This window comes from Aequorivita vladivostokensis (genome assembly GCF_000952855.1).
Classification (GTDB): domain Bacteria; phylum Bacteroidota; class Bacteroidia; order Flavobacteriales; family Flavobacteriaceae; genus Aequorivita; species Aequorivita vladivostokensis.
This window is the reverse complement of sequence record NZ_JSVU01000001.1, coordinates 196662-211261: the sequence shown is the minus strand read 5'-3', so window position 1 is coordinate 211261 and position 14600 is coordinate 196662. Positions and strand designations below refer to the sequence as shown.

Sequence of the window (14600 nt, the reverse complement as noted above, 5' to 3'; positions counted from 1 at the left end):
CTTAAAAAAAAGAAAAATTGAAACCAGTTTGCTGTCTCGTTCTATTATTTGTGATGTTATCCTGCCCAAGGCTTTCAGCCCAGGACAGGAACGCCGTGCAGGACAGTACGCAATTATATAAAAAAATTAAAACCTATTCCGAAAAAAGAAAATTCACGAAAATGATACATCGATGGATTTTTCGACCCACTGCCAATAAATCCAAAAGACAGCCCAAAAAGGAAAGAAAGAAACCGACCTACCAACAATTTGAGGGCAGAATTATTCGGAATATTATAATTGAAACCAAGGATCCTTTCGGTTTTTCGTTTGCGGACAGCACCGAGGTTGCCAATAGCTGGCTTGAAAAAACCGGCAATGGCATACACGTAAAATCGACAAAAATGGCAATCCGAAATTTTTTGCTGCTTAAGAAAAATAAACCCTTGGACACCCTGCTTCTAGCTGAATCGGCGCGATTGTTACGGTCGCAAAATTATATTAGGAAGGTTAGGATTGTGCCAGAGTTTGTATCCGAAAGTAAAGATTCTGTAGATGTAACCGTTACTGTTTTGGACTCGTGGAGCATCATTCCCAAAGCCGAAATTTCAAGTTCACAAACCAAGCTTCAGCTGAGGGAGCGCAACTTCATTGGCACCGGGCATCAGTTTCGGGTGGGATATTCAAAAAGAATTGAGGACGGAAGCGACGCTTTTGAGGCGAGCTATATGATTCCCAATTTCAAAAATACCTTCGTGAGTGCCGGGGGACGCTATACGATCGACTATGACGGTTTTTACGAGAAGGCAATATCCATCGACAGAGTATTCTTTTCGCCGTTAACCCGTGGGGCAGGCGGTGTATTTTTGCAGGAACGCTATTTGGCAAGAGCCCTTCAAAATGATACGCTTGCGTTTGTCAATCAAAATTTCAAATTTATTGCACAGGATTATTGGGGCGGCCATTCCTTCCGTATTTTTAAGGGAAATTCTGAAAGGGAGCGCACCACGAACCTCATTGTGAGTGCGCGGGCCCTGCTGGTGGATTATAAAAGCTTACCGAGTATTGAATATGACAGCATCCGGTTTTTTTCTGACGAAACCTTTTTGTTGGGAAGCATCGGCATTGCCTCCCGGCAGTTTGTTGAGGACAGCTATATTTTTAACGACGGCATTGTCGAGGACGTTCCGGTGGGAACCATCTATTCCATTACCGGCGGAATTCAACATAAAAACCAAACGGACCGGTTGTATCTTGGGGCAAAAGCGGCTTACGGAAATTACTACAAATGGGGGTTTCTGGGCCTGAATTTTGAATTGGGAAGTTTTTTCAACGAGTCCAAAAGCGAGCAGGCAACTTTCAGTTTTCGGGCCAATTATTTTTCACATTTAGTTTCCTTGGGCGACAAATGGAAAATGCGGCAATTCATAAAACCACAGATTGTATTGGGGTTCAACAGGTTGAATTCCGTCGCCGATAGATTGAGCCTTAATGAAAATCCTGATTTCAACGGCGTTTACGGCAACTTATATTTTGACCGACGAAACGGAAACATTCACGGTTTTGACGGGAGGACCACAGGCGTTGCAAAATACGTAATCGCCCTGCAGACCCAGTTTTATTCTCCTTGGGATTTCTTGGGGTTTCGCTTCAATCCCTTTGTGAATATCTCTGCCGGCATGCTTTCTGACAAATACAAACGTTTTGGAAGCAACCATATTTACTCCTCTTTTGGCTTGGGCTGGGTTATCCGGAACGATTATTTGGTGTTCAGCTCCTTTCAGCTATCCTTTGCGTACTACCCAGAAATTCCGGGACAGGGAAAGAACATTTTGAAAACGAATGCTTTTGAAAATGACGATTTTGGGTTTCCCAATTTTCAGATTGGTAAACCGCACACCGTTGTTTATCAGTAAGGCCTCCCCCGACCTCTCCAAAGTAAGGGAAAAAAAAGATTATTGTTTTTTCAGAAATTCAATATTTCGTTTGAGTCCGGAAAACTTCGTGCGCTTTACTGCGCTTTTTTTGAATAATTGCTGAAAAACCTCTTCGGTGATTTCTTCCCAATCCTTTTTAGTCATGGACAGAAGCTCGGGGTGAGGGTTAAAAAGAGGTTCACTATGCGGCTTGCTAAATCGGTTCCACGGGCAAACATCCTGACAAATATCGCAGCCGAACATCCAATCCTCAAAGTTTCCCTTTTGCGAAGTTGGGATTTCGTTTTTCAATTCAATCGTAAAATAGGAAATGCATTTACTGCCGTCCACAACTCTGTCCGCAACGATCGCATTTGTGGGGCAAGCGTCAATACAGGCGGTGCAGCTGCCGCAGTGGTCTGTTACGGGCGTGTCGTACTCCAGATCGAGATCGACGATCAATTCCGCAATAAAATAGAACGAGCCCAATTGTTTTGTGAGCAGATTGCTGTGCTTTCCAATCCAGCCCAAACCGCTCTTTGCAGCCCACGCCTTGTCCAAGACCGGTGCCGAATCTACAAAGGCACGGCCATGGACTTCGCCAATCTCTTCGGAAATAAATTGCATCAATTGCTTCAATTTGTCTTTTATGACGAAATGGTAATCGGTACCGTAAGCGTATTTTGAAATTTTATAGGTGTCCGAAGGCTGCGTTTCCAAAGGAAAATAATTCAGCAATAAAGAAATGACACTTTTGGAATCGGGCACCAACACTGTTGGGTCCAGCCGTTTGTCGAAATAGTTTTCCATATAGGTCATTTCGCCGTTCATGTTTTTGTTGAGCCAAGTTTCAAGTCGCGGGGCTTCTTCTTCCAGAAATTCCGCTTTGCTGATGCCGCAGGACAAAAACCCGAGGCGTTTGGCTTCGGCTTTTATAAGGTTTGTATTTTTGGATAGATTATTCACCTTTAGAAGTTGGTTGGCCTTAAATATGCCCAGACCGATATAATTTCAGAAAAGACCGCCCTGCGTTGGGCCTTTCAATTTCCCGAGGTGTTTGTATGCGGCTTCGGTAACCTCCCGGCCACGGGGCGTACGCATGATGAAACCCTGTTGTATCAAAAATGGCTCGTACACTTCTTCGATAGTTTCGGGACTTTCGGAAACCGCGGTTGCAATTGTGGTGATTCCCACGGGACCCCCTTTGAATTTTTCGATGATTGTTTTAAGAATTCTGTTGTCCATTTCATCCAAACCGTGCGCGTCCACATGCAGGGCGTCCAATCCAAATTTTGCGATTTCCACGTCAATTTTACCATTTCCTTTTATCTGGGCAAAGTCGCGGATTCTGCGTAAAAGCGCATTGGCAATACGCGGGGTGCCACGGCTTCTGCCTGCAATTTCGATTGCCGATTCCATTGTAATGGGCACTTGCAGAATTCCGGCACTACGCTGTAAAATAGTTGTGAGCAATTCTGTGGTGTAATATTGCAATCTTGAAGAAATACCAAACCGGGCGCGCATGGGAGCCGTCAATAAACCGGACCTTGTAGTAGCCCCAATAAGCGTGAAAGGATTTAGGTTGATCTGGACCGAACGGGCATTGGGCCCGGATTCAATCATAATGTCAATTTTGTAATCTTCCATTGCAGAGTAAAGATATTCTTCAACAATAGGGCTTAAACGATGGATTTCATCAATAAATAAGACATCGCGTTCTTCAAGGTTGGTAAGCAGTCCTGCAAGATCCCCGGGTTTGTCCAAAACCGGACCTGAGGTAACGCGAATATTTACATTCAGTTCATTGGCGAGAATGTATGCAAGGGTTGTTTTCCCTAAGCCGGGTGGTCCGTGGAAAAGTGTATGGTCCAGCGCCTCGCTGCGTAGGTTTGCAGCCTGGACAAAAATCTGAAGGTTTTCCAAGGCCTGATCCTGCCCGGTAAAGTCTTCAAAACTAAGGGGGCGCAGTTTTTTCTCAATATCAAGTTCCTGTGGCGAGAGATTTTCTCCGGTTGGATCGAGGTGTTCGTTCATTCCACAAATATAGTAATCCTTTGGAAGACGTTTTAAAAAACAAAGCCATACTTTTCAGTATGGCTTTTGAAATAAATAGTAGATTCCTCACTTCCTACATATTATTAACTCAAGTGTAAAGATACGGCAAACGGCTTTAATTACCACTACGTAGTACTACGCAATCTATACGTATTAAAAAACCCCTTCGAAAGCGAAAGGGTTTTTAAAGTTTGTATATTGAAAAAGGCTAATGATCCAGTTCATCTTCATTGGCTTGTAACGGAACATTCTGCGGAATAAAATCCTGACCCGCAATAACGAAATCAGTTTCATCCTTATTCAGTTTACTATAATCGTAAGCCCAACGATATACATGTGGAATTGGACCGTCCCAGTTTCCGTGGATGTGCTTTAATTCTGTAGTCCATTCTAGAGTGGTTGCATTCCAAGGGTTTTTTGGACCCATTTTTCCATAGAACATAGAGTGGATAAAGTTGTATAGGAAAACTACCTGCACCGCGATTGTAATTATCGCAAAAACAGTCATCACCACGTTGATGTCCGCTAAGTCATCGAAATACGGAAAACTTGTATTGCTATAATATCTACGGGGAAGACCAGCTAAGCCCACAAAGTGCATTGGGAAGAAAATTCCATAGGCTCCAATGGCCGTTACCCAAAAATGTATATAGCCCAATTTCTTATTCATCATTCTTCCCTCAAACATTTTGGGGAACCAATGATAAACTCCTGCTAAAAATCCGTAGGCTGCAGAAATACCCATAACCAAGTGGAAGTGAGCTACGATGAAATAAGTATCGTGAATATTGATATCCAAGGCGCTGTCTCCCATAATAATTCCTGTTAATCCTCCTGTTATAAAGGTGGAAACGAAAGCAATGCACCATAGCATAGCCACGTTCATTTGCAGTTTACCACGCCACAAAGTTGTAATCCAGTTAAAAGATTTTACAGCGGAAGGAATAGCGATCAGCAGGGTTGTAAAAGTAAATACAGAGCCCAAAAATGGATTCATTCCTGAAATAAACATGTGGTGACCCCAAACGATAGTTGACAAAAAGGCAATCGCCAATAGTGATGCTACCATGGCTCGATAACCAAAAATAGGTTTTCGAGAGTTGGTTGCCATAATTTCTGAAACGATTCCCATTGCCGGGAGAATCACGATATATACCTCTGGGTGTCCAAGAAACCAGAACAAGTGTTCAAAAAGAACCGGCGAACCGCCTTGGTGATGTAATACCTCACCCGCTATATAGATATCTGATAAGAAAAAGGATGTGCCGAAACTTCTATCCATTATCAGCATCAAAGCTGCAGAAAATAGAACCGGAAAGGATACAAGACCTATCATTGCGGTAATAAAGAATGCCCAAATTGTAAGCGGTAGCCTGGTCATTGACATTCCCTTGGTTCGAAGGTTTATAACTGTAACTATAAAGTTAAGTGAACCCAATAAGGATGATGCGATGAAAATGGCCAAAGAAATCAACCAAAGTGTCATCCCTGCCCCAGATCCTGGTATGGCCTGCGGTAAGGCACTAAGTGGCGGATAAATAGTCCAACCTGCAGATGCAGGTCCTGCCTCTACAAACAGGGAGCACAGCATAATAAAACTCGAAATAAAGAATAACCAATATGAAACCATATTCAGAAATCCTGAGGCCATATCACGCGCACCTATTTGCAAGGGAATCAAAAGGTTACTGAACGTTCCACTCAGTCCAGCCGTCAAAACAAAGAAAACCATGATGGTACCGTGAATGGTTACCAATGCTAAATAAACACTGGGATCCATTACTCCATCCGTTCCCCACTTGCCCAAGAAAATTTCAAATATTGTAAACTTATGGTCAGGCCAAGCCAATTGCAACCTGAAAAATAAGGACATCAAAATACCTATGACACCCATAAAAATACCGGTTATCATATATTGTTTAGAGATCATTTTATGATCTGTACTAAATATATATTTAGTTATAAAGGTTTGTTTATGATGATGCCCGTGATCATCGTGATGATCTTCTACTGCGTGGACCTGTGCGTGTGCTGACATATCTATTTAAGCTAATATTATTATTTTGAGAGTTGTTCTGCAAGTGTTGGTTGCTCTGCCAACCAAGCCTTATAATCTTCTTCTGATTCTACTATTATTTTCATTTGCATATTGTAATGGCTTATACCACAAATTTTATTACACAAAAGAACATAGTCAAATTCGTAAGGTTCCAAAGCTTCTTCACCGTTTGCAATAAGTGCTTCACTTTTATCTTTTCTAATATTATTAATATTGGCCACCTTCTCCACAATGTGGTCATTCATTCTCATATCGGCGGTAGTAATCGTTGGTGTAAATGCAAATTGGGTAATCATACCAGGAACGCAATTCATCTGGGCCCTAAAGTGCGGCATATATGCCGAGTGAAGTACATCTTGCGAACGCATTTTTATCAGCACCTTTCTACCCACTGGCAAGTGTAGTTCTGTAACTATTTTATCATCCTGCCCGTTGGGATCTGCTGGATCCACCCCTAGCTGGTTCACGCCTTCAATTAACCGAACGTTGGCTTCTCCTAAGGTGTTATCGTTTCCACCATAGCGCGCCTTCCAGTTAAATTGTTGGGCATAAAGCTCTACGATAAGCGGATCGTCATCCTTATCTACGTTCATAATATCAGTCCAAGTGAAAAGACCATAGATAATAAGACCGGCAAGCACAATTACTGGAATGATTGTCCAAATAAATTCAAGCTTATCATTATCTGCATAAAAAGTAGCTCTCTCCACTTTATTGCCACGATAAATAAAGGCAAAATAATGAAGAATGGCCTGTGTAACGATTCCCACGAAGAAAATAATTATCATGGAAATCAACATTAGGTTATCTATTTTGGAACCGTGCTCAGAACCCGATTCAGGCAATAGGGTATCATACCATAACCAGAAAGATACAATGGTCAAAATATAGATAAATGCCAAAAAGCCCATCATTAAATAACCCTGCTGGTTATTGTCCTTATCGGTAGCGATATCGGGATGGTGTAACGGTTTGGTCTTTGCCAGTTGAAATATCCTGTTCATTTGCCAAACAGAGATTCCAAAAAGTAGGATTACTATTATAACTAAAAATGCGGTCATCTTTTAATATCTTCTTTAAACTAAATGATTAAAAATGGTAGTTTTCACTTTCTTTGATAAATGGATCATTTTTCGGTCTTAATGATACTTTGCCAAGACCGGTGCCTACAACAAAAATAAATAGCCCCAAAAAGAACAACAATGCTGCAATCTCTGGAATACCAAAATACCAGTTGTGGCCTACAGTTGACGGCATTACCAACAAGAAAATATCTATATAGTGTCCTATCAGAATAAAGACTGCGGCAATAACTACAAACCAAGGTATTCTCTTATAATCGCTATTCATCAAAACAAGAATAGGAAATACAAAATTAAGGATAAGCATTCCGAAAAACAACAATTTGTATTCTTGGATTCTTATTATAAAGTAAGTTACCTCTTCTGGAATGTTAGCATACCATATAAGCATAAACTGGCTGAACCATAAATAGGTCCAGAATATACTGAATGCAAACATATATTTAGCCAAATCGTGTAAGTGTTTATCGCTTACAAAAGGGATAAGCCCAAGGCTCTTTAAGTATATGGTCACCAAAGCAATAACCGTAATTGCCGACACGAAAATGCTCGAGAACACATACCAAGGAAATAGAGTGCTGTACCAGTGTGGTGTCATAGACATAAACCAATCCCAAGACATCGTAGCTTCGGTAACAATGAAGAATATCAGAAAAAATACTGCTATCTTGAAGTTCTTACGGTATGGGTCGTAATTGTTGGCTTCAGCTTGTGCCAAGGAGTATTTTCTAGAAAAATGGCGGTACAAGTTCCAACCCAATAAATAGATAACACCACGGATTACAAAGAAGGGAAAATTAAGATACCCCGATTTGCCTTGAAGAATTTTATCGCTAGCAACCAATTCTTCATTCTGCCACGGGAAAAAGTGTGATCCCGCAAATACTACAATTAAAAATACAATAACAGAACCAGGCAACAAATAGGAAGTAATACCTTCCATTATCCTATACAATACTGGAGACCATCCTGCTTGTGACGCATATTGAATTGCGTAGAAAACCAATACCCCCAGTGCAATCATCATAAAGAAGAATGCCGCAACAAATGTTGCCGACCAAGGTCTCGTTTGCAATTGATGCAACACGTGCTCTTCGTGCGAAGCTACGCCGTGACCTTCAGGTTTTAAATCAGTGGCGTGTTCCATGGCGGCCTCAGAATAGCCTTCTTCGCCGCGGGCAACATCCACAAAGTTAGCGGTGTGTTCCTCAGCCGCATGCCCTTCGCCATGATGGGCATCCTGTTTAGCCATAATTTCCTTAACGTCTTCCACGGTTTTTGGAGCAGTAAGAAAACCATAGGCTATTCCCACAAGTCCAAGAACCATAATAATGATAGAAAACAGTTTTAATTTACTAGGTAGCGTGTACATATCTTTTAGCTATTCTCTTTAATTTTCTTACTTTTTTTCAACTTCGGAGGCTGTAACTGCGTCCATATTTTTTTCTTCGGAAACATTCGTTGAATCTTTCGCCGCGGTTGCGGTTTCCAAAATTCCAGGCTCACCTTTCAAAGAGGCCTTAAGATTCATAACATGCATAGCAATCTGCCAGCGTTCCTTCTCATTTACTTGCGAAGCGTAAGAACCCATGGCATTTAGACCGTAAGTCTCCACATGATAAGTTCCCCCCATTGTAATGTTACGGCCGGCATCGGCATAACTAGGTATTCCCAAGAACTTTTCCCTTGTCACCAAAATACCCTTTCCATCACCCTTATCGCCGTGACATACTGCGCAATATAGCGTATATAGTTGCGCTCCAGTAGCCAGGTTCTCCTCTGTTACTTCATATGGGCTATTCAACTCCGCTTTTGCACGTTCTAAACCTGCTGTACTATTTTCATAATCGTAAGGTGTATAACCGCGCGGCACAGTATTATCTGGTGGAACCATTGCTTCCTGTTCATCTGGAAATACGGGATATGCACCATAAGTTTCATAACTCACCGGTTCGTACATATTGGGAAAGTACTGATAGTTCGGTTTTTTATCGTTAAAACAAGAAACCAAGGTTGCCGAGGCAATAATGGCTATTCCTATGTTTTTAAATGTTCTCATATTAATGGTCTTGCTCGTTTTCAATTAGACTAATTTCCGACGCACCCGTGTCATACAAAAACTTTGTAAGTTTTTCAACGTCGTGGTTTTCGGCATCAATTTCCATTAGAAAATGATCGTCTGTGGTTCGTAGGTCTGGATTCTCCGCCTTTTTAAATGGCCAAAGTTTACTTCGCATATAAAAAGTTATAACCATCAAGTGAGCCGCAAAAAATACGGTAAGCTCAAACATAATAGGAATAAACGCCGGCATATTTTGATAAAAGGTAAAGCTTGGCTTTCCTCCAATATTCTGGGGCCAGTCTTCAATCATTATATAATTCATCATCAAAACTGCAACTGTCAATCCCGTAAGACCGTACAAAAAGGAAGTTATCGCAAGTCGGGTTGGTGCCAATCCCACAGCATGGTCTAAACCGTGTACGGGAAATGGCGTGAAAACCTCAGAGATGTGATAATTTGCGGCGCGCGTCTGTTTAACGGCTTGCATCAACAGGTCGTCGTCAGTATAAATTGCGTGTATCTTTTTAGAAGCCATAATTAGTTCTTGTTTTTTAAAATTAGTGCCTGTCCAGCCCAATCATCTCGTTTGGCCCTACCAGGGAATTCACTAATTATCTCGTCCAATAAATCGTATTCACGGTCGGTCATTCTGCTTACTTGTTCAAAAGTGAATATACCAATTTGGTGAAGTTTTTGTTCCATTACTGGCCCCACCCCGTTAATTTTCTTAAGGTCATCCTGGGTTTGGATAGATGGATCAAAGGTTCCTACACCATTGAGAAGCTGGTCAATTTTTCCTTTATTGGCCTCATAATCTACTTCATTATTTTCAGAATCCTCATCCAATTCATTGAATGCAGAGTCAAAATTCTTATCCTCCACATTCGCGGAAGGTCCCGCATCAGCTGGATAAGACTCTACAGTCTGCACGTGGCTGTGGTCATCGCCGTGCACGGCTCGCAATCTTTTAAAAGACTCTCCGGATGATTTCAAAATTGTTTTTACTTCTGCCTGAGCAATCACTGGGAAGGTACGGGCGTAAAGAAGAAACAGCACGAAGAAAAAGCCGATAGTTCCTATAAATGTACCGATGTCAACAAAAGTGGGTTGAAACATCGCCCAAGTAGAGGTCAATCTGTCCTTACTCAAATCGATAACAATAATGTCAAAACGTTCGAACCACATACCAATATTAATGATTAATGCGACAATAAAGGTCCAGACAATATTTCTTCTTAATTTTTTCACCCAAAGGGTTAGCGGCACAATAAGGTTACAGGTTATAAGAGCCCAGAATGCCCACCAGTATGGACCTGTAGCAGCCCCAAACGATAGATAAGCGTAGTTTTCATACGGCACACCAGAGTACCAGGCAATAAAATATTCAATAATATATGCTGTAGTTACAATACCACCTGTAAGAAGGATTACCTTGTTCATATATTCAATATGGAGAATGGTGATATATGCTTCAAGATTTGAAACTTTCCGCATAATGATCAAGAGCGTCTGTACCATCGCAAATCCAGAGAAAATTGCACCCGCAACAAAGTACGGTGGATAAATTGTACTGTGCCATCCTGGAACTACTGAAGTAGCAAAGTCAAACGATACAATAGTGTGTACTGAAAGTACCAGCGGCGTTGCCAAACCTGCCAAAACAAGTGAGACTTCTTCAAAACGTTGCCAGTCTTTTACACGACCACTCCATCCAAAACTTAGAATGCCGTATATTTTTTTCTGAAATGGGCTGGTAGTCCGGTCGCGAATCATAGCAAAATCAGGAAGCAATCCTGTCCACCAGAATACAAGTGATACCGAAAGATACGTTGAAATAGCAAATACGTCCCAGAGCAATGGCGAGTTGAAGTTCACCCAGAGCGATCCAAATTGGTTAGGTATGGGAAGTACCCAATAGGCCAACCACGGACGGCCCATGTGAATGATAGGAAACAGACCGGCCTGTACCACGGCAAAAATAGTCATGGCCTCCGCAGAACGGTTAACGGCCATTCTCCATTTTTGACGGAAAAGCAAGAGCACCGCTGAAATAAGAGTTCCGGCGTGACCAATACCTACCCACCAAACAAAGTTTGTAATATCCCAAGCCCAACCAATGGTCTTGTTCAATCCCCAAACCCCGATACCGGTGGCGACTGTATAAATGATACAACCCAATCCCCATAAAAATGCTATTAGGGCAATGGTAAAAACAATCCACCAAGATTTATTGGCCTTTCCCAGAACGGGTGCCCCAACATCTACACTGATGTCATGATAGGACTTCTCTCCCAGAACCAAAGGCTCTCTTATAGGTGCTTCGTAGTGTGACGACATATTTAATTCTTAAATAATTGGTTTTTTATTAATTTTTTATGCTTCGGAAGTGTTTTTGATGATAGCCTGATAGAAAACATTCGGTTTAGTACCCACGTTTTCCAACAAATGGTACATACGGTCGTTATCCTTCAACTTTAACACTTCAGATTCTTTATCATTTACATCCCCGAATACGAGCGCGCCAGTTTCACAGGCATTTGAACAGGCAGTTTGAAATTCGCCGTCCTTTACCGGTCTTCCTTCGCGCTTAGCGTCCAGAATGGTTTTTTGGGTCATTTGGATACAAAGCGAACATTTTTCCATAACTCCGCGAGAGCGAACGTTCACATCTGGGTTAAGAACCATGCGTCCTAGATCGTTATTCATATTGTAATCAAACTCATCGTTCTCAGCATATAAGAACCAGTTGAATCGACGAACCTTATATGGACAGTTGTTCGCACAATAGCGCGTACCCACACAACGGTTGTATGCCATCTGGTTCTGCCCTTGACGACCATGTGATGTTGCCGCAACTGGACAAACGGTTTCACACGGGGCGTGATTACAGTGCTGGCACATTACAGGTTGAAATGCCACCTGAGGATTCTCATAAGCCGGAACTTCAACTACCTTATAGGTATCGAAGGCAGGTAGGTTTTCAAGAGTTTCAATTTCTTCCTTGAAAGTATCTCCAGCAGAATAATACCTGTCAATACGCAACCAGTGCATATCGCGGAATTTTCTCACTTCTTCTTTACCCACCACGGGAACATTGTTTTCAGCGTGACAAGCAATAACACAGGCACCACATCCGGTACAGGCATTCAAATCGATGGAAAGATTAAAGTGATGGCCCACCGTATCCTCAAAGGGGCTCCAAATATCAGCTTTTTTATCACGGACCGAAATAGGACTGTGATCGTAATCCGTCACGGGAATGGAATTCCACAGCGATTTATCCTTTGTATTGAAAATTTCAAGAGTGGTTTCCTTGATAATATCCTCACTACGGCCGGCCATAGTGCTTTGCAACTGTACGCAAGCAAACTCGTGCATACCGCTAGCTTTCTCAATTGATACTTTTTGAATATTGGAGAAATTCTGATATAATGGGAAAGCGTTCACCCCCGTCTGCATTTCTTCTTGGATAGCAGCGGTTTTACCATAACCGAGCGCCAGACCAACAGAACCTTTGGCTTGTCCAGGCTGAATGATTACGGGAACGTTTTCAATTACAATATTACCAGATTTCACATTAACGTAACTTCCGTTCAGGGCACCGTTTGAAACGTGCTCATTTACGAGATCCAAAGCCTCGGCATCGGCTGCCGAAACAGTAAGGTAATTATCCCAAGAGGCCCTAGTTATTGGATCTGGAAATTCTTGCAACCAGGGGTTGTTAGCCTGCTGCCCATCTCCCAGACCGGTTGATGTGTATAAAGTAAGGTCATAACCACCTTCTTGCATACTAAATGAAAGAGCTCCATTAGAAGTGGCTTCTTCCATAACGCCAGCACCTTCCATCGTTGGGTTTACTTCCTCCATCTTCACTTCAGCATTGCTGGCAATAAAGCCATCATGAAGGGCTTGGCTCCAAGAACCGCCTGATAAAATTGAGGTCGTCCAAGTTTCCTTTAGATAATCGTAGTATTTCTGTGAATTTCCTGTCCACTGCAAAAGACAATCCTGAAACTGTCGTGTATTGAAAAGTGGACGGATGGTTGGCTGGGTAAGACTATAGGTTCCCTTTTTTATTTGCGCATCACCCCAAGATTCTAGATAGTGCGGAGTCGCGGCAACCATTTTTGCCATAGAGGCGGTTGCATCCAGTCTCATTGCAAAAGCCAGGCTCATTTCGAGCTTCTGATAGGCTTCATTAAATTCTTTTGTATTTGGCAAAGAATAGGCAGGATCTACGCCAACAGTAATTAAACCTTTAACCGTGCCGGAAACTACGCCATTTACTACGTTCATCACTTCGCTGTTACTGGCTTGTCTTATAAGTAACGGCTTGTTTACGTCAATCGCTTCGCTATTGGCATTAAAGTTCAATGCTAATGTCTGCGAGGCAACATCCGGTAAATTAGTTACCAAAAGCGCCTTGCTTCCAGCTTTTTGAAGTTGTGCTTTTGCCTTATCTACGGCATCGGCAATATTTGCTGGCAATCCCGAGGCGCTTCCACCGGTAAGTGCCTTGAGAATTTGTACTTGTTGCGTTGGGGTGGCTGGCACTCGCTTGTCTGCCTTTCCGCCCGTTAGTGTTAAATTGGCCTCAAATTGAATGTGTCGAGACATCTTTCCATTCTTCGGAATTCTGCCTTGTGCGTATCCTTTGCTGTAACTTCCACCTTGCCAATCTCCGAGAAAATCTGCACCCACGGATACGATTACTTCGGCTTTTGAAAAATCGTAATCGGGTAGTGCTCTGGTTCCATATTTATTTTGAAAAGCATCCAAAGCGCCTGAGCAAGATACTGAATCATAAACTACGTGGCGAACGTTTGGATATTTGGCTGTAAATTCTGAAATTAATTTGGAAGTAGAAGGACTGGCAAAAGTCTGGGTAAGAAGGACAATGTCTTTCCCCGCCATATCGTTCATTTTCTGCGCCACGGCCGTATCAAATTCAGGCCAAGTAACCGCAGCGCCGTCTAGCATCGGCCCCACCAATCTATTTTTATCGTATAAGGAAAGGATGGAAGCGTGCACGCGTGCGTTTGCGCTTCCTCCGCCGTTCACGGCTAAATCATTTCTTTCTATTTTAATGGGACGTCCTTCGCGAGTTTTCACCAGAACATTGGCAAAATCGAACCCATCGGCCATTGTGGATGCATAATAATTTGCCACACCAGGAACGATTTCATCGGGCTGCACAACGTATGGAATAGACTTCACCACCGGGCCCTCACAGGCGGCCAAAGTAGCGGCTGCCGTAGTAAAGCCCACGTATTTTAAGAAATCACGACGCGTAGTTGAGGAAGATTCCAATGTTTTTTTATCGCCAAGGAATTCGTCCGTAGGTATTTCGGTTACAAACTCATTGTCCTGTAGCGCCTTCACAATTGCGCTGTCTTCTTTCAGCTCTTCAACACTTTTCCAGTATTTCTTGTTTGATGCCATATTGC

Annotated in this window: 10 protein-coding genes; 1 reads left to right on the top strand and 9 read right to left on the bottom strand. The window is 42.4% G+C overall.

Annotation, left to right across the window (positions count from 1 at the left end):
- The first annotated feature begins 17 nt into the window (after nt 1-17).
- On the top strand, nt 18-1895 hold the full coding sequence (locus tag MB09_RS00955) for a BamA/TamA family outer membrane protein (RefSeq protein WP_240484790.1): 1878 nt from the start codon (nt 18-20) through the stop codon (nt 1893-1895).
- Between the two features lie 39 nt (nt 1896-1934).
- On the opposite strand, the gene queG is transcribed toward MB09_RS00955, so the two are convergent.
- From queG to MB09_RS00910, 9 genes are all read right to left on the bottom strand, one after another.
- Complete coding sequence (gene queG / locus MB09_RS00950) at nt 1935-2861, bottom strand: tRNA epoxyqueuosine(34) reductase QueG (RefSeq protein ID WP_045078988.1); 927 nt, start codon at nt 2859-2861, stop codon at nt 1935-1937.
- A gap of 45 nt (nt 2862-2906) precedes the next feature.
- Nucleotides 2907-3929 carry a Holliday junction branch migration DNA helicase RuvB gene (gene ruvB, locus MB09_RS00945; protein ID WP_045078987.1) on the bottom strand — a complete coding sequence of 341 codons (1023 nt, stop codon included), beginning with the start codon at nt 3927-3929 and terminating at the stop codon, nt 2907-2909.
- A 229-nt stretch (nt 3930-4158) separates the two neighbouring features.
- Nucleotides 4159-5988, bottom strand: coding sequence for a cytochrome c oxidase subunit I (locus MB09_RS00940; protein WP_045078986.1), 1830 nt, complete (start codon nt 5986-5988; stop codon nt 4159-4161).
- Between the two features lie 20 nt (nt 5989-6008).
- Nucleotides 6009-7070: a cytochrome c oxidase subunit II gene (locus MB09_RS00935; RefSeq protein WP_045078985.1), complete on the bottom strand. Its 1062-nt coding sequence runs from the start codon at nt 7068-7070 to the stop codon at nt 6009-6011.
- A 28-nt stretch (nt 7071-7098) separates the two neighbouring features.
- A complete protein-coding gene (locus MB09_RS00930) occupies nt 7099-8463 on the bottom strand; it encodes a hypothetical protein (protein WP_045078984.1) in 1365 nt (454 codons plus the stop codon).
- 27 nt (nt 8464-8490) lie between these two features.
- On the bottom strand, nt 8491-9150 hold the full coding sequence (locus MB09_RS00925; protein ID WP_045078983.1) for a c-type cytochrome: 660 nt from the start codon (nt 9148-9150) through the stop codon (nt 8491-8493).
- 1 nt (nt 9151) lies between these two features.
- The gene (locus tag MB09_RS00920; protein ID WP_045078982.1) at nt 9152-9688 is read right to left on the bottom strand and encodes a DUF3341 domain-containing protein; all 537 of its coding nucleotides are present in this window, start codon (nt 9686-9688) and stop codon (nt 9152-9154) included.
- A gap of 2 nt (nt 9689-9690) precedes the next feature.
- Nucleotides 9691-11490, bottom strand: coding sequence for an NrfD/PsrC family molybdoenzyme membrane anchor subunit (gene nrfD, locus MB09_RS00915; RefSeq protein WP_084709004.1), 1800 nt, complete (start codon nt 11488-11490; stop codon nt 9691-9693).
- A 36-nt stretch (nt 11491-11526) separates the two neighbouring features.
- Complete coding sequence (locus MB09_RS00910) at nt 11527-14595, bottom strand: TAT-variant-translocated molybdopterin oxidoreductase (protein ID WP_045078981.1); 3069 nt, start codon at nt 14593-14595, stop codon at nt 11527-11529.
- Between the last annotated feature and the right edge of the window lie 5 nt (nt 14596-14600).

What these genes read in the sequence shown, in the direction of transcription:
- nrfD (WP_084709004.1), bottom strand. Translation starts at nt 11,490, where the DNA reads ATGTCGTCACACTACGAAGCACCTATAAGAGAGCCTTTGGTTCTGGGA.
- ruvB (WP_045078987.1), bottom strand. Translation starts at nt 3,929, where the DNA reads ATGAACGAACACCTCGATCCAACCGGAGAAAATCTCTCGCCACAGGAA.
- MB09_RS00920 (WP_045078982.1), bottom strand. Translation starts at nt 9,688, where the DNA reads ATGGCTTCTAAAAAGATACACGCAATTTATACTGACGACGACCTGTTG.
- MB09_RS00930 (WP_045078984.1), bottom strand. Translation starts at nt 8,463, where the DNA reads ATGTACACGCTACCTAGTAAATTAAAACTGTTTTCTATCATTATTATG.
- MB09_RS00925 (WP_045078983.1), bottom strand. Translation starts at nt 9,150, where the DNA reads ATGAGAACATTTAAAAACATAGGAATAGCCATTATTGCCTCGGCAACC.
- MB09_RS00910 (WP_045078981.1), bottom strand. Translation starts at nt 14,595, where the DNA reads ATGGCATCAAACAAGAAATACTGGAAAAGTGTTGAAGAGCTGAAAGAA.
- MB09_RS00940 (WP_045078986.1), bottom strand. Translation starts at nt 5,988, where the DNA reads ATGTCAGCACACGCACAGGTCCACGCAGTAGAAGATCATCACGATGAT.
- MB09_RS00935 (WP_045078985.1), bottom strand. Translation starts at nt 7,070, where the DNA reads ATGACCGCATTTTTAGTTATAATAGTAATCCTACTTTTTGGAATCTCT.